This is a genomic window from Halohasta salina, from assembly GCF_024178165.1.
Classification (GTDB): Archaea; Halobacteriota; Halobacteria; order Halobacteriales; family Haloferacaceae; genus Halohasta; species Halohasta salina.
This window is the reverse complement of record NZ_JAMZIE010000001.1, coordinates 665,008-686,292: the sequence shown is the minus strand read 5'-3', so window position 1 is coordinate 686,292 and position 21,285 is coordinate 665,008. Positions and strand designations below refer to the sequence as shown.

At 65.2% G+C, this 21,285-nt stretch carries 20 protein-coding genes; 10 read left to right on the top strand and 10 right to left on the bottom strand.

Features of this window, described 5'->3' with window-relative positions; translation table 11 throughout:
• Positions 1–1,233 (top strand): tripartite tricarboxylate transporter permease, encoded by a 1,233-nt coding sequence (locus NKJ34_RS03440; RefSeq protein ID WP_253736857.1) that lies wholly within the window; start codon positions 1–3, stop codon positions 1,231–1,233.
• Between the two features lie 23 nt (positions 1,234–1,256).
• On the opposite strand, the gene NKJ34_RS03435 is transcribed toward NKJ34_RS03440, so the two are convergent.
• Positions 1,257–1,664: a TRAM domain-containing protein gene (locus NKJ34_RS03435; protein WP_253736856.1), complete on the bottom strand. Its 408-nt coding sequence runs from the start codon at positions 1,662–1,664 to the stop codon at positions 1,257–1,259.
• A gap of 137 nt (positions 1,665–1,801) precedes the next feature.
• On the opposite strand from NKJ34_RS03435, the gene NKJ34_RS03430 reads away from it, so the two are divergent.
• On the top strand, positions 1,802–3,712 hold the full coding sequence (locus NKJ34_RS03430; protein WP_253736855.1) for a PAS domain S-box protein: 1,911 nt from the start codon (positions 1,802–1,804) through the stop codon (positions 3,710–3,712).
• 49 nt (positions 3,713–3,761) lie between these two features.
• Positions 3,762–4,298 carry a GNAT family N-acetyltransferase gene (locus NKJ34_RS03425; RefSeq protein WP_253736854.1) on the top strand — a complete coding sequence of 179 codons (537 nt, stop codon included), beginning with the start codon at positions 3,762–3,764 and terminating at the stop codon, positions 4,296–4,298.
• An 85-nt stretch (positions 4,299–4,383) separates the two neighbouring features.
• Here NKJ34_RS03425 and NKJ34_RS03420 read toward each other — a convergent pair whose 3' ends face one another.
• The 3 genes from NKJ34_RS03420 to NKJ34_RS03410 are packed head-to-tail and all read right to left on the bottom strand — an operon-like array spanning position 4,384 to position 7,644.
• Positions 4,384–5,103 (bottom strand): YkgJ family cysteine cluster protein, encoded by a 720-nt coding sequence (locus NKJ34_RS03420; RefSeq protein WP_253736853.1) that lies wholly within the window; start codon positions 5,101–5,103, stop codon positions 4,384–4,386.
• Complete coding sequence (locus NKJ34_RS03415; RefSeq protein ID WP_253736852.1) at positions 5,103–5,909, bottom strand: MBL fold metallo-hydrolase; 807 nt, start codon at positions 5,907–5,909, stop codon at positions 5,103–5,105. Before NKJ34_RS03415 ends, NKJ34_RS03420 begins: the two co-directional genes overlap by 1 nt.
• A gap of 13 nt (positions 5,910–5,922) precedes the next feature.
• Positions 5,923–7,644, bottom strand: coding sequence for a radical SAM protein (locus tag NKJ34_RS03410; RefSeq protein ID WP_253736851.1), 1,722 nt, complete (start codon positions 7,642–7,644; stop codon positions 5,923–5,925).
• Between the two features lie 107 nt (positions 7,645–7,751).
• Here NKJ34_RS03410 and NKJ34_RS03405 point away from each other — a divergent pair, with 107 nt between their 5' ends.
• Entirely contained in the window at positions 7,752–7,910 is a 159-nt protein-coding gene (locus NKJ34_RS03405; RefSeq protein ID WP_253736850.1) for a DUF7559 family protein, read from the top strand.
• A complete protein-coding gene (locus NKJ34_RS03400) occupies positions 7,907–8,446 on the top strand; it encodes an Hsp20/alpha crystallin family protein (RefSeq protein WP_253736849.1) in 540 nt (179 codons plus the stop codon). Before NKJ34_RS03405 ends, NKJ34_RS03400 begins: the two co-directional genes overlap by 4 nt.
• A 3-nt stretch (positions 8,447–8,449) precedes the next feature.
• Here NKJ34_RS03400 and NKJ34_RS03395 read toward each other — a convergent pair whose 3' ends face one another.
• From NKJ34_RS03395 to NKJ34_RS03385, 3 genes are read right to left on the bottom strand one after another with little or no spacing between them, the layout of a single operon-like run.
• Positions 8,450–9,049 carry an NUDIX hydrolase gene (locus NKJ34_RS03395; RefSeq protein ID WP_253736848.1) on the bottom strand — a complete coding sequence of 200 codons (600 nt, stop codon included), beginning with the start codon at positions 9,047–9,049 and terminating at the stop codon, positions 8,450–8,452.
• A gap of 24 nt (positions 9,050–9,073) precedes the next feature.
• A complete protein-coding gene (locus NKJ34_RS03390) occupies positions 9,074–9,559 on the bottom strand; it encodes a DUF7109 family protein (protein WP_253736847.1) in 486 nt (161 codons plus the stop codon).
• Between the two features lie 38 nt (positions 9,560–9,597).
• The gene (locus tag NKJ34_RS03385; RefSeq protein WP_253736846.1) at positions 9,598–10,746 is read right to left on the bottom strand and encodes a glycosyltransferase family protein; all 1,149 of its coding nucleotides are present in this window, start codon (positions 10,744–10,746) and stop codon (positions 9,598–9,600) included.
• 118 nt (positions 10,747–10,864) lie between these two features.
• On the opposite strand from NKJ34_RS03385, the gene NKJ34_RS03380 reads away from it, so the two are divergent.
• Positions 10,865–11,035: an HVO_0758 family zinc finger protein gene (locus tag NKJ34_RS03380; RefSeq protein ID WP_253736845.1), complete on the top strand. Its 171-nt coding sequence runs from the start codon at positions 10,865–10,867 to the stop codon at positions 11,033–11,035.
• Between the two features lie 48 nt (positions 11,036–11,083).
• Here the strand turns inward: NKJ34_RS03380 and NKJ34_RS03375 are convergent, their stop codons facing one another.
• Positions 11,084–13,009, bottom strand: a complete 1,926-nt coding sequence (locus NKJ34_RS03375; protein ID WP_253736844.1) for a beta-CASP ribonuclease aCPSF1 — start codon at positions 13,007–13,009, stop codon at positions 11,084–11,086.
• A gap of 243 nt (positions 13,010–13,252) precedes the next feature.
• On the opposite strand from NKJ34_RS03375, the gene NKJ34_RS03370 reads away from it, so the two are divergent.
• The gene (locus NKJ34_RS03370) at positions 13,253–13,735 is read left to right on the top strand and encodes a DUF7984 family protein (RefSeq protein WP_253736843.1); all 483 of its coding nucleotides are present in this window, start codon (positions 13,253–13,255) and stop codon (positions 13,733–13,735) included.
• A gap of 23 nt (positions 13,736–13,758) precedes the next feature.
• Here the strand turns inward: NKJ34_RS03370 and NKJ34_RS03365 are convergent, their stop codons facing one another.
• Positions 13,759–14,025: a hypothetical protein gene (locus tag NKJ34_RS03365; RefSeq protein WP_253736842.1), complete on the bottom strand. Its 267-nt coding sequence runs from the start codon at positions 14,023–14,025 to the stop codon at positions 13,759–13,761.
• Between the two features lie 145 nt (positions 14,026–14,170).
• Here NKJ34_RS03365 and NKJ34_RS03360 point away from each other — a divergent pair, with 145 nt between their 5' ends.
• Complete coding sequence (locus NKJ34_RS03360) at positions 14,171–14,674, top strand: macro domain-containing protein (RefSeq protein ID WP_253736841.1); 504 nt, start codon at positions 14,171–14,173, stop codon at positions 14,672–14,674.
• 81 nt (positions 14,675–14,755) lie between these two features.
• Here NKJ34_RS03360 and NKJ34_RS03355 read toward each other — a convergent pair whose 3' ends face one another.
• Entirely contained in the window at positions 14,756–14,953 is a 198-nt protein-coding gene (locus NKJ34_RS03355) for a cold-shock protein (protein ID WP_253736840.1), read from the bottom strand.
• 143 nt (positions 14,954–15,096) lie between these two features.
• On the opposite strand from NKJ34_RS03355, the gene proS reads away from it, so the two are divergent.
• Together proS and gltB are read left to right on the top strand one after the other, a co-directional pair.
• Positions 15,097–16,566, top strand: a complete 1,470-nt coding sequence (gene proS / locus NKJ34_RS03350; protein WP_253736839.1) for a proline--tRNA ligase — start codon at positions 15,097–15,099, stop codon at positions 16,564–16,566.
• 174 nt (positions 16,567–16,740) lie between these two features.
• On the top strand, positions 16,741–21,285 hold the full coding sequence (gltB, locus tag NKJ34_RS03345; RefSeq protein WP_253736838.1) for a glutamate synthase large subunit: 4,545 nt from the start codon (positions 16,741–16,743) through the stop codon (positions 21,283–21,285).

The following is a 21,285-nucleotide window of genomic DNA, read 5'->3' as shown; positions in this document are numbered from 1 at the left end:
ATGACGTGGCTGCAAGCCGTGGTCGACGCCAGTGGTCTACTCGCCTTCGTCGGCTTCGCCCTCGGTGGCGTCGCCCTCGGTACGGCCAGCGGACTGGTCCCCGGCCTCCACGCCAACAACTTCGCACTCCTGCTGGCGGCGACCGCGGCCTCGATTCCCGCCGACCCCCTCTTTGTCGGCGTAGCGATGCTCACCGCAGGTGTCGTCCACACGTTTCTCGATATCGTCCCGATGCTCTCGCTGGGGGTACCAGACGCCACGATGGCGATTTCGGCGCTGCCGGGCCACCGACTGGTACTCGAAGGCCGCGGCAGGGAAGCCCTCCGGCTGTCGGCGGTCGGCAGCGGACTGGCGGTCGCGGTCGCCCTGCCGCTGGCGGTCCCGATCACGTGGGCGATGACCCATGCCTACCCGTTCGTCCGGGCCCACCTCTGGGTCGTGCTCGGAGGTGTCGTCTGTCTGCTCGTCGTCACCGAATCGTCGACCGAGGCGATCGTCGGCGGCCTGCTGTCGTTCGGTCTCGCCGCCGCACTAGGGTGGGTGACCCTCGACGTGACTCCCGAGGCCCCGCTGGGGGCGGGGAGTATGCTCACGCCACTACTGACGGGGCTGTTCGGCGCGCCGATCCTGATCGAGGCGATGGGCGGCGGCGGGGTGCCGCCGCAAGCGGATGCCAAACTCACGATGGCCCGTCGTGATCTCGGGCTCACCGCCGGCGCAGGGTCGATCGCGGGCGCGATCGTCGGCTATCTGCCCGGGATCTCGGCGGCCATCGCCTCCGTGCTGGCGCTGCCGGCGGTTTCGAACGACGACCCCGACCGCGGGTTCATTGTGGCGACGAGCGGTGCGAACACGGCCAACACGGTCTTTGCTCTCTTTGCGCTGGTAGCGCTCGGCACGCCACGGACGGGGGTGATGGTCGCCGTCGACTCGACGGGCGTCCCGCTGGACGTGCCGGTTCTGCTTGCGGCAGTTATCCTCGGGGCGGCCTGCGGGACCCTGCTCGTGGTAGTGCTCGGCGACCGCTATCTGCTGACCGTCGGCCGGGCGGACTACACCCGCGTCTCACTGGTCGTGTTGACGTTTCTCTGTCTGCTTTCGTTCGCGTTCACCGGGTTGTTCGGCGTCCTCGTCTTCGCGGCGTCGACGGTCGTCGGTCTCGTTCCACCGCGGTTCGGCGCGCGCCGGGTCCATCTAATGGGTGTGTTGATCGGACCACTGATCGTACAATAAGAAGGTTGGGGGTCGACCGACGCCTACAGGTCGTCTTCGATGATCTCGCCGACTGCGAAGTTGGACTTGACCTCCGAGACTTCGATTTTGACGCGCTCGCCGACTTCGGCACCGGGGACGATGATCACGTAGCCGCGTTCGACGCGGGCGATACCGTCGCCCTGCTTGCCGATGTCTTCGATCTCGACGTAGCGGAGTTCGCCGGCCTCGACCGGCGGCTGGGGTTCGTCCGACGTACGGCCGGCCGGCGACGGCTCGCTCGTGTCGGCGGTCCCGGAGGCCGACCGGGAGATGAGAGCGACGCGGTAGGTCTCGCCGGGCTCGATCGAGCCGGTATCGATCTCACGTTTCGGGATCTCGACAGTGTAGCGGTCGTCTTCCTCGGTGATATCAGCACTGAACAGACAAAGGAGCTTATCTGAGATTTCCATAGGATAACTCGGGTCGACTATCGACACGCGTCAGTATAAAATGACAGGATCGCCGGAGTATCGTGACCGCATGGTGACGGATCGGCCGTTGTGGACACTGGTATTTAATAGTCGTTCGGACACAACCTTCGCATCCAATGGAGGACGTCGAAGCCGGGTTCCGGACGCTGTCGGCCGTGGTGCGGTCGACCGCGGACGTCGACCGCCCGCTCGACGAGAAGATCCGGTCGGTCCTCGAGACGGCGGCCGAGCGCCTCGGGTTTCCGATCGCCTACTTCACCGACATCGACGACCGGAACCAGCGCATCGTAACCGCCGTCGGCGACCACGACGAGATCTACGCCGGCGCGGTCGACCCGCTGGAGGAAACCTACTGCCGGAAAACGATCGCCGCCGACGAACCGGTGGTCGTCGCCGACGCCGAAGCCGAGGGGTGGACCGACGACCCCGCCTACAAGAAGTTCGGTCTCAGCTGTTATCTCGGCGCCCCCGTTACCGTCGACGGCGAGACCTACGGCACCGTCTGTTTCGCCGACGATTCCCCCCGGCCGGGGGTCGACTCGACGGTCTTAGAGACGACCGTCGAGCTGCTCGCCCGGATCGTCGGTTACGAGATCGCCCGAACGCGGGCCGAAACGGCCGTCCAGCGCCGCGAACAGCGGTACCGAAACCTCTTCGAGGGCTCCCGTGATGCGCTGTTGCTCATGGACCGCGAGGGGTTCCGCGAGTGCAACGACGCGGCGCTCGATCTCTTCGGCGTCGACCGGCGGGAGCAGTTGGTCGGGCTGGAGCCGACCGACGTGGTGCCACCGACCCAACCCGACGGCAGCGACTCGGCGACCGCGCTGGCCGAACACGTCGATACCGCCTGTGTCGACGGCGAGACGTTCTTCGAGTGGCAGTTCAGCCGACCGAACGGCGAGTGTTTCCGGGCGGAGGTGAAACTCAGTCGGATCGGGGTCGACGACGACACCCTCCTGCACGTCCACATCAGGGACATCAGCGACCGGAAGGAGCGACGGCAGAACCTCCGGCTGTTCCGGAAAGCCGTCGAGCAGGCCGGCCACTCGGTCGTGATCACCGACAACAACGGGGTCATCCAGTACGTCAACCCGGCGTTCGAATCCCAGACCGGCTACAGCCGCACGGAGGCGGTCGGCCGGACGCCCGCCATCCTCAAATCGGGCAAACAGTCGGCGGGCTTCTACGCCGAGCTGTGGGAGACCATCCTCGATGGCGAGATCTGGGAGGCTGACATTATCAACCGCCGCAAGTCCGGCGAGCTCTATCAGGTTCGGCAGGAGATCGCCCCCATCGAAACCGACGGCGAGATCACCCACTTCGTCGCCATCCAGTCGGACGTGACGACCAGACGACTCCGCGAACAGCAGCTCGACGTGCTGAATCGCGTGCTGCGGCACAACATCCGCAACGGGATGAACGTGATCCTCGGCCGGGCGACCTTCCTTGCCGACGAGATCGACGGGCCGGCCGCCACCCACGCCGAGGCGATCGAAACGAAGGCCGACGCGCTGGCGTCGGTCGGCGACAAGGTCAGCGCGGTCCGCTCGCTGCTCGACGAGGACTACCCCGACACCACAGTCGACGCCGGACAGTTGGTCTCGACGGTCGCCGAGAGCTACCGCGAGCGACACCCCGAGGCCACGATCCGGACGTGGCCGATCGACGACGCCACCATCACCGCCGACGAACGGGTCGAAGTCGCCCTCGGCGAGCTCATCGAGAACGCGATCGTCCACAACGATCGGCCGGAGCCGACGGTGACGATCACGGTCGACAGCGAGACGGCCGCCGACGGCGAGTGGGTCGACATCGTCGTCGCCGACGACGGACCGGGCATCCCCACCCACGAACAGGTGATGATCGAATCCGAGCGGGAAACCCAACTGGAACACGGCAGCGGGCTGGCGCTGTGGATCGTCTACTGGACGGCCTCGCTGTTCGGCGGCGAGATCATGATCGACGACCGCTCGCCACGCGGCGCGCGGGTTACCCTCCGGCTCCCGAAGTCGACGGCCGACGAGTAGCCGGTCGGCGTCGATAGCTTCGAGTCCCCGGCACACGGAGCCGAAGACGATGACAACACTCGTTCGGATCGCCGAGCCGGCGAACGCCGCGGTCGACCGGGCACAGACGGTCGCCGACCGCGGCATCGATGCGGCCGCAGCCCGGGTCGACGGCACGCCGACCGACGGCGGCGTCGGCTCGCTGGCCGCCATCGCGGCGATCAGGTACGCCGTCTTCGTCGACGAACAGGGCGTCGACGTGGCCATCGAGTGGGACGACCACGAGACCGTCGCCGAACACGTTCTCCTCGTCGACGAGGGACGGCCGATCGGCACCGCACGGGTTCGACGGGTCGGCGACGCACTCAAATGCGAGCGGATCGCCGTCAGAAAGTCGGCTCGCGGCGCTGGCTGGGGTGGGCGACTCATGGCCGTCTGTGAGACGATCGCCCGCGAACGCGGGGTCGATGCCTGTATCCTCCACGCCCAACAGCGCGTCGCGGAGTTCTACCGTCGACACGGCTACCGTGTCGTCAGCGAGCCCTTCGAGGAGGCCGGCATCCCGCACGTCGAGATGCGGATGGAACTGACGGCCGACGGAGACTGACACAGCAGGGCCGACGGAAACTATCGCGACCACCGACACCTGACTGGCTTCCCACCGAGTGCAGCCTAAAAAACACGAGCCGACGCTACTCGTCGACCGGCTGCCCGTCGACTCGTTTCGCCCCTTCGGAGTCGTGGACGACGACGCCGTCGACCGCCGCGGGCTGGTAGTTGTCCCGAACCCCGATCGCCTCCTCGATCTCTCTGATCGCCCGCGCTTTCAGCGCCGCCGCCAACTCTTCGGCCTCCCCCCGTGAGATATCCCGTCCCAGTCCGTCACATTCGTGGGCCCGAACCATGCCCTCCGCGTCGACGGCCTCGCCCATCGGCTGGCTCGTCCCGCCGAGGTCGACGCTGAACGGGTACGTGCGACAGATCAGCGGTCGGTCGTCGTGAACCTGACAGGCTCCGGTGTCGTCGTCTACCTCGGTATAAAACGCGCAGTCACCACACGAGTCGGTCTGGAGCGCCCACTCGAAAGTCTCGCCCTCGGGACCGTCGTCGCCCTCACTGAGCCCATAGGGCATCGGGCGGGCGACGTCCCGCCAGTCGTAGTCGGTCGACGCCTGTAGCTCGCGGACTTCGTCGGGGAACACGGTCGCCGTGTGTGGCTCCCGGTCGGCCGTGGGTTCGTTTCTGTCACCGGTCGATTCGCCGCCGTCGCCGCTGTCGCCGTCTTCCGGCTCGTATCCCTTACAACAGGCCCCACACCGGGTACACTCGAAACCAATGGTTTCGATGGCGTCGGCCAGCGCCGCCTCGTCGAGTTCGCAGGCCGCTTCGAGTTCGGTTTCCAGCGACTCCATCACTGCCCCCCGACCAGCGTGGCCTGTTCGGTCTCGGGGTCCCACCGGACCCGCCCCTCGGCATCGAGTTTCCGGATGTGGGCGACCACCGTCTTCCGCGCGAGGTCGTACACCCCCGAGAGGTCCTTCTCGTAGGCGCGGTCGACGATCTCGTCGACCTCCTCGGCGTTGGCAGCCAGCGCGTCGAGAACCGCCTGTTCGCGGGCCTCGCGGTGGTCGACGAGGCGGTCGATAGCGTCGATGGGGTCGTCGATCACGGGCCCGTGGCCCGGATACAGGACGTCGGGGTCACGCTCCCGAACCCGCCGGAGGGAGTCGAGATAGGCGGCCATATCCGCGTCCGGCCCGCCAACGACGACGCTCCCCTCGTCGACGACCAGATCGCCGGTGAAGATGGCGGACCGGCCGTCCGCGAGGTCGACCTCAAAGGCGGTGTGGTCACTGGCGTGGCCCGGCGTCTCGATGGCCGTCATCGGACCGACGCGGTGGCTCTCGCGGAAGGTCCGGGCGGGGTAGACGCCGGTCGACTGGGCAAAGCGGTTCTCGTAGCCGACCGGGGCCCAGACGGTCGCGTCCGTCTCGAAGGCGTAAGCGGTCAACCCCCGGATGTGGTCCGGGTGGCTATGCGTGGCGGTGATGTGGTCGGGGTCGTGGTCCTCGACGGCGGCGTCGACCTCGGGGTGCCGCGCTGCGGGATCGAGCAGTAACGACTCGTCGCCGTCGATCAGGTAGACGTTCGTCTGCTCGGTCGTCGCGACGGTGTCGGTGGGGACCGAAATCCGTGTGATGTCTGTCTGCTGTATCATATTGGAGAGCGGCTCAGTCGGCCTGCTGTGGCGGTCGGGCGGTGGCGTACGCTGTGAGGTCGACGCCGTCGCCGACCTCGCTGGCTGCCTCGTAGGGCCGCCCGACGATGATGTCGCCGGCCCGCTGTCGACCGATCCCCGGCAGCGCTTCGAGCTGCTTCATCGTCGCGCTGTTGAGATCGAGTGGGTAGGGAACCGCGGTCACCGAACGGTAGCCGTGGTCGACGACCACCGCGTCGATCGTCGTTTCGAGGGGGTGTTCGCCGGGAATGCCAACGAGGAGGGGGTAGGTGCCGAGTTGTCGGCCGAACGTCCGGCCGTCCTGATGGTATTCGAGATGGACGTCCGGCAGCACCGTCCCCTCCGGCGTCACCCGTTCCAACATCGGCTGGTCGATCTGCTGGCGGATCTCCTGCTTGTACGATTTAAATAGCTCCTTGTGCTCGTGGGCAATCTCCGCACCGGTATCCGACATATCGGTGCCGTCGAAGGCCATCACCTGCCGGATGTTGATCCGCCGGAGCATCAGCCCCTCGTCGTAGACGCGCTGGAGGAACTCGCGGTTGTGTTCGTAGGTTTCCTCACGTTCGGCCTTCAGGCCGTGGAGGAGGTTGATTCCCGGCAGGAGTTTCGGCAGTCGGTTGGCCGCCCCCTCGCCGTGGGTCGGGGCCGCGTCGGGGTCGTCGCCGGGTCGCCAGCCCGCCTCCTCGTTGACGATCTTCACAGCTTCAAAACACTCCTCGGCGGTGACGTTGAGGTTGTTTTCCTCTTGGACGAGTGGATCAGCCGACTCAAGGCCGAAGGCGGCGGTGTCGCCGGGGGTGTTGTGTTCGGCGATGATCCGGATCCCCTCGCGGCTCTTTTCGGGCCACTTGGCGATCGTGATCGGGTTCATGTTGTCCAAGTGGAGCGTCTCCAAGTCGGGGGCAACTTCCCGAATCCCACCGTAGAGCTGCCGTAGCGCCTCGGGGTTGGGGGCCTCGCCGTCGCCGCCGAAGGCGAGGATGTCGGCCTGTCGACCCAGTCTGAAATGCTGGACCCCGTAGTCCGATAGGGCGTCGACCTCCTCGACGACCGCCACGGGCGTCCGGAACGACGGATTCCCGTACAGTGGTTCAGTGCAGAACGAACACCGGTAGGCACAGCCACGGGAGGTCTCGATCTCACAGATCAGGTGGTCGGGGTGGTTGGGGTGTTGTTCGACGATGAACGCGCCGCCGGGGGCCCACCGGCTGAGTTCCTCGTTGTCCCGCATCCGGTTGTTGAACCCTTCGAGGCCGGAGTCGACCAGATCGTAAACCGCCGCTTCGATGTCGCCCTTGGCGACGAAATCGTAGTCCAGATCCTTGCGCTCGGTCTCGGTCGCCCCGGCGTTCTCGTCGCCGACGCCGAACCGGACCGGGCCGCCGAGGATCGAGGTCCCCTCGGCGACCCACGCCATCTCCTTGACCTCCTCAGGTTCGGCGGGGGTGCCGCCGACGTACTTCCCGGGGACGGTCATCCCGCCGACGTAGACGAAGAGATCGGCCTCCGAGATCGCCCGCCACTTCTGCTTGTCCTCGCGGAGTTCGTCGATCGTGTGGTAGGTAATCCCCTCCGGGGGAACGCCAGCGTCGACCAGCGCGCCCGCGGTAAAGCGCGGATAGGTAGAGATGTAGGGTGGCACGCCGAAATGGGCGGGCTCGTCGACGTAGCCGTCGACGATGGTCACCGAAAGCTCCGACGGGTCGGTCATACGACGGGGTTCGATGTCGAGGCGGTAAAACTGTGCGGTCCCGGTCGTAGCCCCCGAAACCATCAGTCTCCACGCCATTTAAGCCGGTGGCGACCCAACTTCGTACTATGCCAGCCACCGCCGAAGTCGTCTGTGAGAGTTCGGACTGCGAACTCGATATGTTCGAGGTCCACTACACCTACGACGTGCCGGAGGACCACGACGTCGGGGCGTTAGTCTGTCCCTACTGCAGCAGCGGCGCACACCTCTCGGAGATCGAACTATGACGGGGCTCAAAAGCTACGGCAAGGAGGCGATCAGCACGGTGCTCGAACGCGTGGGCCGTGGAGTCGGACAGGTACAGGAGCGCAAACCACTGGCCTACGACCTCCTCGAAACGGACGAGGAGTACCTCGTCGTCTTCGACGCCCCCGGTGCGACCACCGAGGACATTCAGGTCCGATTCATGGACACCGAACTCGAAGTCCGGATTGACCGGTTTCGAGAGTTCTACGAGGACTTCGAGATGCGGTTCCCCGGCCGCGGGCTGACGCTCTCGGGGACGGCCGACCTCCCCGAGGACGCGAGCGTCACCGCCGGCGAGGCTGCGCCCTCGGCGACGCTCACCCGCTCGGGAACCCTGCAGGTCCGGGTCCCCAAATCCGAGCGTGCACGAACCGTCACCGTCGACGACGAGCCGGCGGCCGAGCCGGACGCGTCGGCGGCCGACGGCGACGACACCGACGACACCACGCGGATCGACATCGCCGACGGCGCCGACGGCGAGGAAGACACCGACGACGCCGAGAATACCGGGGCGTAGGGTTTAGATCGGGAGCTCCGCGTCCGGGTCGGCGACCCGGTCGACCTCCGGCGGGACCTCCCAGTCGGTCGTGAGTTCCAGCAGCTGCGCCAACATACGGCCGGTGGCTCCCCAGACGGTGTAGCCGTCGACGTGGAAGTAGTGAATCCGGATCGGACCGTACTCGGGGTGGTCGCGGTACTCTGACTCGTAGTTCGTCGGGTCGGTGAGTGCCGCGACCGACAGCCGGACGATTTCGGCGACCTCGTACTCGTCGGGGGTGTAGGCTCGGTCGGGAATCACCCCGACGTACGGCCGGACGATGTAGCGGGTGACGGTTTCGATGTCGTCGATCACGCCGACGACGTCGGCCTCGCTCGGCGAGAGGCCGATCTCCTCGTGGGCCTCCCGGAGCGCGGTCGCTTCGAGGTCGTCGTCCTCGGGTTCACGGCTGCCGCCGGGGAAGCTCATCTGTCCGGGGTGGTCGCCGAGCTGCTCGGAGCGCTTGGTAAAGAGGATCTCCTCGCGGCCGTCCTGCCGGATCACGGGTGCGAGCACGGCCGCCTCGCGCTCCGGATCTGTCAGCTTCGACGGCGTATGCCGGCCCACGCCCGTCAGGTCCATACGATTCTGTTGGTCGGTGTCCTCTTAATCTTGCGGGAGAACCGGATCCAGTACCGACCGAACCTCGCCGGCGTCGACGCTCGCCCACGTCTCGATATCGTAGCTCACGTCCAGCAGTTCGGCCGCTCGCGTCTGGTTATCGGCCTCGACGACGGCCGCTGCCTCGGTCGTTAGGCGGTGACTAACCTGCTCGGCGAGCCGCTCGCGGTCGACCGTTCGACGGTCGTAGTCGAGAATGTGTGGCAGATCCTCGGCGTTCGGCGGCAGGGTGGGAAACGCCGTTGGCCCGACGGCCACGAGCGGCTCGCTGTCGGTATCACCTGCGGCTGGCTCGTACTCGACCAGCGCGTAGGCGTCGATAGCCGCCTCGATGGTCGACCGCAGCGCCGACTCGTCGACGTCCTGCCCCTGTTTGAATGCGAGTTCGTCGAGTGCGGCGGTCAACTCCGCCCGCCGCAGCGCGCCGAAGAGGTCGACGACCCCGGCTAGCTCGTCGTGTGTAGTCGACATACACCCGTCTGGAGCCCGGACCCGTATCGGTCTATCGGCTACGGATCGGTCGCGTCCGCGATCCCGCCGGTGTCTCTCGACGCCTCGGTCGATTCCTCGGTGGCTGCGGCGAGATCGGCCGCGGCAGCCTCGGCGACGGCTTCGGGCGCAATCGGGGCCTCACGCCACGCCGGAAGTCGGCTGTCGGCGCCCGGCTCGTCGATCGTCTCGCTGTAGGCGTCGACCTGATCGAGTTCGTCGCCGCGATCGTAGTTGAGGCCGTTGTAGGCCGCATCGACCGCGTACTGATCGACGAACCGTGCGGCGACCGACCGGTAACGGTCGGCTACCGTGGCGTAGTCGGGCTCGACACCGTGCTCGGCGACGACCCGAAACAGGGCATCGCCGACGGCGCTGCTCATCTCCGAGAGCCCCGCCGGCCCCCCCACGGCACGGTGGTCGTGTTCGTAGGCCCCGAGGTCGACCTGTGCGGTCCCCTCGAAGCCGGCGTGGGCGTAGGCATCGCCTAACGTCCCGACTTCGAGCCCCCACGACCGCTGGACGCGGAGCGTCGAGACCAACTCGCCGGTGGCGGCGAACTCCCCTGCAAGCGCATACCGGAACGCGGAGAGGTAGTCCAACACCGGGGCGTCGGTCTCGGCGGCGAGCGTTCGGAGCAACGGCGCATAAAACAGCCGGAACAGCCGGCCGTAGAGGGCGTTGTTCTCGACGCGGGCGTAGTACCCCTTGGCGAACTGGTGGCCGTGTTCGAGCGGAAACAGCAGCCGCGGGACGTACGACCGATCGTAGGTCTTGGTATCGGCGTCGTGGCAGACGACGTATTCGGCATCGAGGACCTGCCCGAGGGCAAGCCAGACGTCCCGCCCCTTGCCCCCCTCGCCGTTGAGGCCGTGGTCGACAAGCAGTTCGTCGACGCGCGGCCCGCTGCACCACAGCACCTCGATCGGGAGATCGAACCCCTCGAGCCACTCGCGGAACGACCCGACCGTCTCGGCTGGGGTCCGCAGCGGGACGACGACCCGGTGGGGGTCGACGGCCGACAGCTCCGAGAGCACCCGCTCGGCGGCCAGCCCGCCGTACTCCCGTTCGGTCATCGGCACGACGACCGCTGCCCGGTCGGTCGGTGCGTCGGGTGTCGGCTCCCGGAGTTCGTGGAGCGTCGTAACCTGCTCTTGGACGTACTCCATCGGTTGACTTACGTTGGGTCCCTGCGACCATATGCCCCTCGGTTCGGCGGTTTCGGCGGGCGGTTGGCGGCCGGAGACAGCCAAGAGGTTTTTATTGTGGCGTTCCAACCCGTCAGTTATGAAGTCGACCCGCAAAGGACTCCGCGAAGGCGCGTTGGAGAAGGACAATTACGGCCGCCTCGTCTGTACGGCCTGCGACGAGCAAGTGAAGAAGAAAAACGATCCCGACGAGGTGTTTTCGGTGCGGACCTGTCCGGAATGTGGCACCGAGTGGAAGGAACTCCGATAAACAGCACCGCTATCACCCCACCGCAGTGCCGACAGGCGGGTCGGCTGGCTATTTGAACCGGAACGTTTCGAGGTTCTTCGGCGCGAACGTCCGCATGTTGAACTCGTGGTAGAGCGCCGACGAGAGGTCCTGAACCGATCGCTCGTCACCGTGGACACAGAGTACCTTCTCGGGGCGTGGGTTCATCGTCCGGACGAAGTCCATCAGCCCCTTGCGGTCGGCGTGGCCCGAGAAGCCGTCGACGGTGGCCACGTCCATCTTCAGCGACAGCGTGTTCGACCGGCCGCCGCCGTAGCTGTCGTTGACCGGGATCTCGTCCCAGCCGTTCTGGATCCGGCGGCCGAGCGTTCCCTGAGCCTGATAGCCGACGAAGACGAGCCGCGAGTTCGGATCCGATCCGGTGTGCCGCAGCCACGACATGATCGGGCCGCCGGTGACCATCCCCGAGGTAGAGAGGATGATACACTGGTCGCCGTCGGCGACCTCCTGGCGCTCCTCCTCGCCGCCGTCGATATGATTGAACTCCTCGGCGAGGAACGGGTTTTGATCCTCGTGGAAGATGCGGTTCTGGAGGTCGTCACGGAGATACTCGGGGTAGGTGGTGTGGATCGCCGTCGCCTCCCAGATCATCCCATCGAGATGGATCGGCATGGAGGGGATTTTCCCGGTCCGCATCGCCTCTTCGAGGACGAGCATGATCTCCTGCGAACGGCCCACCGCGAACGCCGGGATCACCACCTTGCCGCCGTCGTCGTAGGTCTCGTTGATGACCTCAAGGAGTTTTTCCTCGGAGTCCTCCTGATCGGTCTGGTAGTCGTTCCGACCGCCGTAGGTCGACTCCATGACGAGCGTCTCGACCCGCGGGAAGTCGTTGACCGCGCCGTTGAAAAGGCGGGTGTCGGTGTAGTGGATGTCCCCGGAGAAGGCGACGTTGTACATCCCATCGCCGATGTGGAAGTGGGTCACCGCCGAGCCGAGGATGTGACCCGCGTTGTGGAACGTGATCTTGACATCGGGGGCGATGTCGGTCACGTCGCCGTATTCGAGCGGGATGGTGTGTTTGATTGTCTCTCGAACTTGCTCGGAGTCATAGGGCGGGGTCCGGCCCTCCTTGGCCGCCACGTCGAGGTAGTCGAGCTGCAGCAGGCCCATCAGATCCCGCGTTGGCTCCGTACAGTAGATCGGGCCGTCGTAGCCGTATTTAAAGAGGAGCGGCAGCAGCGCCGAGTGGTCGAGGTGGGCGTGGGTCAACACCACGGCGTCGATGGAGTTCGGCCCCGAGCCGAGGGCTTCGGGAACCTGTAGGTAGGGGACCTCCCCCTCCGCGCCGGGTTTGTCGCCGCAGTCGATCAGGATTCGGGTCTCGGCCGTCGACAGGATGAAACTCGCTCGGCCGACCTCCCGACAACAGCCGAGCGTCGAGATCCGGACCCACTGATCGCGGCCCATCTCTTCGCGGTGGATCTGTCGACCCACGCGTTCGAGGATGTCGCGTCGCTCCTCGCGTTCCTGTTTGAGGAAGTTGCGGACATTGGAAACCGTCGAGGACTCGATGGGTGGTGTGCGGACGACCTCCGGGGTCCAGCCGACCTGCTTGGTGATCTCCCGGAGCGTCGACCCGTGTCGACCGATCACCATGCCGGGCTTTTCGGCCTCGATGACGACCTCACCGGTGTCCTGATGGAAGTCGAGGTCGGTGACACCGGCGTCGTCGGGGATCACCGAGCGGATCTCCTTGTCGGCCGTCTTCGGGGACGACAGCGCCTCGGGGTCCGGGCGGACCGTGATGCGCTTCCGGAGTTTGCTGGCGAGGTTGCGGACCAGATCACCGTTGCGGGCGAACCGCTTGGGGTGTGGCGTGTAGAGCACCAGCTCCGGTCCCTCGTAGGTGACGTCGGAGACGGTAATATCGGCTGGAACCTCGCTGTCGATCTCTGCTTTCAACTCGTCGAGCTGCTTGTCTACTGAACTCATAGGTCGAAGAAAACCGGGTCGCGTCTGCACCTCAGTCTGTCCCGACCGGTGGCTGCGGCTGTCGGCAGGTGTGGCCGTGATGTCGTCCGGAAACGGGAGTCGGTATGGAACATACTCTCTGCGGATTGTCCGATAGGTGCGAATGCGGGAACAGACAGCGAAAACCCGCTTACATCGGTCTATACGACCCGTATTATAAAACCCTTCGCAAAACCGAAGCCCTTCGAGCGGCTCTGCGGAGTCATGCGTCTCACACCGGACCGCGTCGAGGCCGAATACGAGTGGGTCCGCCGCCGCGCGCCGACGATCGTCACGATCATCAACGACACTCGCGACCGTCTTGGAACCCTTTTCGAGACCGAGGTCGACGGCGTGAGCGAGACTGAATACAAAAACGAAGTCGACGCGGTGTTCGCCGACGGCGAGGTGGCGGTCAACGTTGCGGGCTACGTGGGGCTGCTCCGGGAGCTGGATGTCGAGGGCGATTATCCGGGCTTCGTCGTCGACGAAATCTTGGGCCGGGAGTTGGCGGCCACCATCGCCGGCGGCCAGCCGCTGGCGCTGTTGGCGCAAGCAACGTTCCACTTCGCGGATGTGCATACGCACGGCGAGGACGGTGAGAACGCGGGGGTCGACGATCTGGACGCGGCGCTGGCGGCGGGGTTTCAGACGCGTCTTCCTGGATGGGACTGGCGGGAGCGGGAGAGTCCGTTTACCCTCGAGTAGTCATCGCGACCATCATAGCTGCGTTACGCCGACATCCGACCGAACAATATAATGAGGACGATCATGGCACCGACCACCATCATCCCGAGCGAGCCAAGCACGTGGTGTGGCTTCCACCGCTGAAATGCAGCCACCAGCACAACTACGACGACTCCGATAGCAACGGACTGAACCAAGACAGGCGGGCCAGCCAACTCGAATGCCGTTTCGAGGAACTCCCGGATCACGAACATCGACACTGCCCCGACGCCGAATCCGAACATGAGACGAACGAGAACCGTCCGTTTCATGTCGGTATTTTAGGTATGCCCGATATATGAGTTGTGCCGCTGCCACTGCTCTTTACCTGAACGGTACGAAATGTAATTCCTCGTTGTGGGATAGATCTACCAGCCGCGAGTAGATTTTACAGTCCGGTCGACACATATTGTTGGCATGGAGTTCTCAACGATCCAGGGTGATATCGCCGCCCAGAGCGCCGACGCACTGGTCAACGCGGCCGGAACGAGCCTCGAAATGGGAAGCGGCGTCGCCGGCGCGCTCCGGCGTGCGGCGGGCGACGAACTCAACGAGGCCGCGACGGCAAAGGGGCCGGTCGACCTCGGCGAGGTCGCGGTCACCGACGCCTTCGATCTCGACGCCGACTACGTAATCCACGCCGCGGCAATGCCCCACTACGGCGACGGGAAAGCGACCGAGGAGAGCATCCAGTCGGCAGTGTGGAACAGCCTTGAGGCCGCCGACGAGTTGGGCTGTGAGTCGCTTGTCATCCCGGTGTTGGGGTCCGGTGCGGCGGGATTCGCCTTCGAGCGCGCGGCGGACCTCATCTGTTCGGAGATCGCCGACTACAAATCCGACACGCTGGTCGACGTGGCGGTGATCGCCTACGCCGACGACCAGTACGACCTGCTCCGGAAGGTCGCCGAGCGGACCGACTGACCGCGAGGCCTGCGGCTCCCGGTCGTAGCGTGTCGAAGAATGATGTGTTGCAGTGTCGCCCGAGGGCGACAGTGTCGTCAGTTAGTTCGTGCGAACGACGTTACTCGCTCGCGGGCCTTTGGGAGACTGCTCGATATCGAAATCGATCTCCTCGCCCTCTGTAAGATCCTCGCCGCCAACGTCTTCCATGTGGAAGAACACGTCGTCGTCAGAATCGTCAGTCGAAATGAAACCGTAGCCGCCAGTGTCGTTGAAGAAGTCAACCTTACCGTGTGCCATTGCAAACAGGTCTAGACCCTACCCACGGATAAGACTTCTCCGAGACGTGATACCATGGGCGCTGTGTGGACGGTCACACACCCACAGCCGGCGTCGACCGCGAACACACCGAGTTTATTTGTCCCGGTTGCGGATTCCCGTCAATGAGTAGCGACAGCGACCAAGACCTCGGAATTACCGAACGCAAGCAGTACAACACCGGCGAGTGGTACGCCGAAGTCGTCCAGAAGGCCGGCCTCGCCAACTACGGCCCCGAAGGGATGAGCGGCTTCATCGTCACCCGGCCCCGCGGCTACGCGCTGTGGGAGTATATCCAGAACGAACTGGATCGCAAGTTCAAGTCGACGGGCGTCCAGAACGCCTACTTCCCGATGATGATCCCCGAGAGCTACCTCGAACGGGAGAAGGACATCGTCGAAGGGTTCGACCCCGAAGTCGCGTGGGTGACCCACGGCGGCCACGAGGAACTCGAAGAGCGACTCGCCGTCCGGCCCACAAGCGAGTCGATCATCGCCCCGTATATGGCCCAGTGGGTCCGCAGCCACCGTGATCTGCCCCTCCGCGTCAATCAGTGGTGTTCGGTCGTCCGCTGGGAGGCCACCGAGACGAAACCGTTCTTCCGCACGAAAGAATTCCTCTGGCAGGAGGGCCACACGGCCCACGAGACCCACGACGAGGCGTGGGACGAAACGATGACCCGCCTCGAACAGTACGCCGAGCTGTATGAGGACCTGTTGGCTATTCCCGTCCTCAAGGGCCAGAAGCCGGACCACGACAAGTTCCCCGGCGCGCACAAGACGACGACCGTCGAGGCGCTGATGCCCGACGGCAAATCCGTTCAGGCGGGCACCAGCCACCACCTCGGGACCTCCTTCGCCGAGGCCTTCGACATCACCTTCTCCGACGAGGACGAGGAGACCCAACCGGCCCACACCACCTCGTGGGGGCTGTCGTGGCGTGCCCTCGGCGCGCTGATCATGACTCACTCCGACGATCAGGGCCTCGTCCTCCCGCCGACGGTCGCTCCCGAACAAGTCGTGATCGTCCCGATCTGGCAGGAAGACACCCAAGAGGAAGTCCTCGACTACGCCGAGTCGGTCCGCGATGACCTCGCTGAGGCGGGCATCCGTGTCGAACTCGACGACCGCGACGAGCGCAATCCCGGCTTCAAGTTCAACGAGTGGGAACTCAAAGGCGTGCCCGTTCGGCTGGAAATCGGTCCCCACGAGGTCGACGACGAGGAGATCACGGTAGTCCACCGGCCCGACGGCGCGGAGGCCGTCGAGGACCGCGAGGGGATCGCCGAGACGGTGCAGGACCACTTCGACGAAGTGTACGCCAAACTGTACGCCGCGGCCGAGGAAAACTTGGAAGAGAACGTTCGCGAGGCCGACTCCCGTGAAGAGATCCTCGGGACGCTCGGTCCGAACAATGGCTACGTGAAAGTGCCGTGGTGTGGCGACGAAGACTGCGAGGAGCCGATCAAGGAGCCACTCTCGGCGGAGATCGTTATGTGTCCCTTCGACGACGAGGAGGACATCGACGAAGACGACACCTGTGGGATCTGTGGCGAGCCAGCCACCCAGACAGCCTACTTCGCCAAGAACTACTAACGAACCGACTGCTCAGTAGACGCGTATTTTCTTTCATGTAGGTTCGCCCGGAGAAGTCATTATATTTTATGCACTACAATGAAGATCAATTACCTTGTCTGACCTTATATGTGTCAAAGGAACCCTTATTCCTTCCACAGTAGGCATTTATTTCACCCCTTGCTCTGTTCTCTCATGACCAAGCCACACAGTGATACCCATGCGCACGGGGATGCCGCGCATGAGGGAACCGTCGGGCTCGCGGACCCGACTGACGACCGATCGAACTGCGGCGTTGGGGCCGTCGTCGACCTCGATGGCGGTGCCTCGCATAGCGTCGTTGAGGATGGGATCGAACTGCTCTGCAATCTCGAACACCGCGGCACCACGGGCGCAGAGAAAGACACCGGCGACGGCGCCGGAATCACGGTCCAGCGCCCCGACGACTTTTTCGACGATGTTGTCGGTGATCTTCCCGAAACCTACGCCGTCGGCTCGATTTTCATGCCGCAGGACGACTCCCTGCGCGCCGAGATCGCCGACTTCGTCGAGGAGACGCTGGCCGACTACGACCTCGAAGTCTTCGAGTGGCGGGACGTCCCGACCGACAACAGCGAGCTGGGTAAGACCGCCGTCGACTCCGAGCCGAACGTCCAGCAGGCCTTCGTCGCACCGACCGCCGAGATGACAGACGACGCCTTCGACCGCGCGCTCTACCTCTCTCGGAAGGCCGTCGAAGCCGACATTGACGAGATCGACGACTCCGGGCGCTTCTACGTCTGTTCGCTCGACCGCAAGACGGTCGTTTATAAAGGACTCCTCAAGGGCGAACAGCTCGCAGGCTACTATCCGGATCTGACCGACGACCGTGTCAAAAGCACGCTCGTGTTGGTCCACGCCCGGTTCTCGACCAACACGCTCGGCGCGTGGCATCTCGCTCACCCCTACCGGAAGATCATCCACAACGGCGAAATCAACACGATCCGCGGCAACATTAACTGGATGCGCGCCCGCGAGTCGGCGCTCGAAGACGAGAACTTCGGCGAGGATATCGAGGCGCTCAAACCGATCACCAAAGCCGGCCAGTCCGACACGGCGAGCGTCGATAACGCGGTCGAACTCCTGCTGCACTCGGGCCGGGACCTCCCGCACGTCCTCCGGATGCTGATTCCGGAGGCCCACGAGAACGACGACACGATGGACCCCGACCGACAGGAGTGGTACGACTACCACGCCAGCCTGATCGAACCGTGGGACGGCCCCGCGCTGGTCACTGGCACCGACGGCGACAAGATCGCCGCGGTCCTCGACCGCAACGGCCTCCGGCCCTGCCGGTACGACATCACGAGCGACAACCAACTGATCATGGCCAGCGAGGTCGGCGCGCTCGAAACCGATCCCAGCGAGATCCAGGAACGCGGCCGACTCCAGCCCGGCGAGATCTTCGTCGCCGATCCCGAGGAGGGACGCGTTATCCCCGACGAGGAGGTCTTCGACGGCCTGCTCGACGACACGTACGGCGAGTGGGTCGACGACCACCAGCGGCACCTCGAGGAGATCGCCGGCGACAGCCTCGAACCGAAAGACGACGTCGACCATCTACGGGCCCACCAGGCGACCTTCGGCTACACCACCGACCAACTCAACCACCTGCTGGAGCCGATGGCCAACCAGGGTAAGGACCCGGTTGGGTCGATGGGCGACGACACCCCACTGTCGGTACTCGGCGAGTTCAACCGCCCGCTGTTCACATATTTCAAACAGCTGTTCGCCCAGGTGTCGAACCCGCCGATCGACTACATCCGCGAGGAACTCGTCACGAGCCTCCAGTCACGGCTCGGCGAACAGCGGAACCTGATGGACGAATCCCCCGAGCACGCCCACCAGCTCGTGCTGGACTCGCCCGTCCTCAGCGACGAGGAGACAGCCTCGATCAAGGGCCTCGACCGTGGCGCGGACGGCTTCGAGTCGACGACGCTCGATATGACCTACGATCCGGAGACGGATCTCGAAGCCGCTATCGAACGGCTCCGCACCGAGGCCCGCGAGGCGATCGAGGCGGGCGCGGATATCATCGTCCTCTCGGACCGCGATACGGGGGAGGATCAGATTCCGATCCCGAGCCTGCTGGCGACGGGCGGCGTCCATCACGATCTGGTCCGGCACGGCCTCCGGACCGACGTCGGCCTCGTCGTCGAGTCCGGCGACCCACGTGAGGTCCACCACCTCGCGACGCTGGTCGGCTACGGCGCGGGCGCGGTCAACCCCTACCTCGCCTACCAGACGATCTCGGACCTCTGTGCCGGACCGGATGGCGTCGACGAAGAGGAAGCCATCGACGGCTACATCCACGCGCTCGAACACGGCCTGCTGAAGATCATGGCCAAGATGGGGATCTCGACGGTCGAATCCTACCAAGGTGCGCAGATCTTCGAGGCCGTCGGCCTGCATTCGGACCTGATCGCCGAGTACTTCGAGGGCACCGAGATCCGGACCGAGGGGATCGGCCTCGACGTGATCGAAGACGATGTGCGGACCCGACATGCGGTCGGCTTCGGTTCCGATCCGGAACTGGAGACGCAGGGAGAGTACGAACACCGCTCGTCCGGCATCTACCACCAGTGGAACCCCAAGACGGTCGGCACGCTCCAGCAGGCGGTCCGCAGCGGCGACTACGAGCGCTATCTGGAGTTCGCCGAACTGATCAACGACCAAAACGAGAACCTCCAGACGCTTCGCGGCTTGCTGGAGTTCGATTCGGACCGCGAGTCGGTCCCACTCGGCGAGGTCGAGCCGGTCCACGAGATTGTCGACCGGTTCTCGACGGCCGCGATGAGCCTCGGGAGCATCTCGCCGGAGGCCCACGAGACCAACTCGATCGCCATGAACCGCCTCGGCGGGAAATCCAACACCGGCGAGGGTGGCGAGCCGCCGGAACGGTTCGGCACTGAAAAGGAGTGCAACGTCAAGCAGGTCGCCTCCGGCCGGTTCGGCGTCACCTCCGAATACCTCACCTCGGCCGAGGAGATCCAGATCAAGATGGCCCAGGGATCGAAGCCCGGCGAGGGCGGCCACCTGCCCGGCAAGAAGGTCAACGAGATGATCGCTCACGTCCGGTATGCGACGCCGGGTGTCGGGCTTATCTCGCCGCCACCGCTCCACGACATCTACTCCATCGAGGACCTCAAGCAGCTGATCCACGACCTGAAGGCGGCCAATCCCGAGGCCGACATCAACGTGAAACTGGTCTCGGAGGCCGGCATCGGCACCATCGCTGCCGGTGTCGCCAAGGCCAACGCCGACGTGGTTCACATCTCCGGCGACTCCGGCGGGACCGGCGCGTCGCCGAAAACCTCGATCAAGAACGCGGGACTCCCGTGGGAGCTCGGCCTCGCCGAGGCCAACCAGATGCTGTGTGGCACCGACCTCCGCGACCGGATCAAGGTCACCGCCGACGGCGGGATGAAGACCGGTCGCGATATCGCTGTCGCCGCGCTGCTCGGGGCCGAGGAGTACGTCTTCGGGACCGCGGCCCTCGTCACTGCGGGTTGTGTGATGGCCCGTCAGTGTCACGCCAACACCTGCCCGGTCGGCGTCGCTACCCAAGACGAGGACCTCCGCGAGCGGTTCCCCGGCCAGCCGGACCACGTCATCAACTACATGACGTTCATGGCCGAGGAACTCCGGGAGATCATGGCCGACCTCGGCTTCACCTCGCTCGACGAGATGATCGGTCGACCGGAACTCCTCGACCAGCGAGAGACCGACCACGAAAAGGCCAAACACCTCGACCTCTCGACGGTGATCGCTCCGACGGCGGGCGACCAGCGAGTGAAGACCCGCGAGCAGGACCACGAAGTAGACGCCCAACTCGACTGGGAACTGATCGACGAGGCCGAAGCGGCCCTCGAAGAGGGTCGCCGCGTCCAACTCGACCACGAGATCAGCAACGTCGACCGTGCGGTCGGCGCGACACTGTCGAACGAGATCTCGAAGGCCTACGGCGGTGAAGGACTGGCCGACGACACGATCTCGGTCGACTTCGAGGGGATCGCCGGCCAGAGCTTCGCGGCGTTCCTCGCCTCCGGTGTGACGATGGATCTCACCGGTGCGGCCAACGACTACGTCGGAAAGGGGCTCTCCGGCGGGAAGCTGATCGTCCAGACCCCCGAGACAGCCGCATATAAAGCCGACGAGAACATCCTGATCGGCAACGTCGCCCTCTACGGCGCGACGCAGGGTGAGGCCTACATCAACGGCCTCGCCGGCGAGCGGTTCGGCGTCCGGAACTCCGGCGTCAAGGCGGTCGTCGAAGGTGTCGGCGACCACGGCTGTGAGTACATGACCGGCGGCGTCGTCGCCGTGCTGGGCGAGACGGGCCGGAACTTCGCCGCGGGGATGTCCGGCGGCGTGGCCTACGTCTACGACGCCGACGGCGAGTTCGAATCCAAGGTCAACAAGGGGATGGTGACGTTCTCCGAGGACCTCACCGAGAAAGACGAGCGGATGTTGACCCGAATGGTCGAGAACCACGCCGAGTACACTGGCAGCGAGCGCGCCGCCGAGTTGCTCGACGAGTGGGGTGCGGAACTCCAGAACTTCGTCCGCGTGTTCCCCGACGCCTACGCCAACGTGATCGAAAACGAGGGCGCAGACGACGTCCGCGAGGAACTGCCCGAGACCGCCTCGGCGGCCGTCGACGCCCGCCTCGACGCCGAAGCGGTCTCAAGCGACGACTAA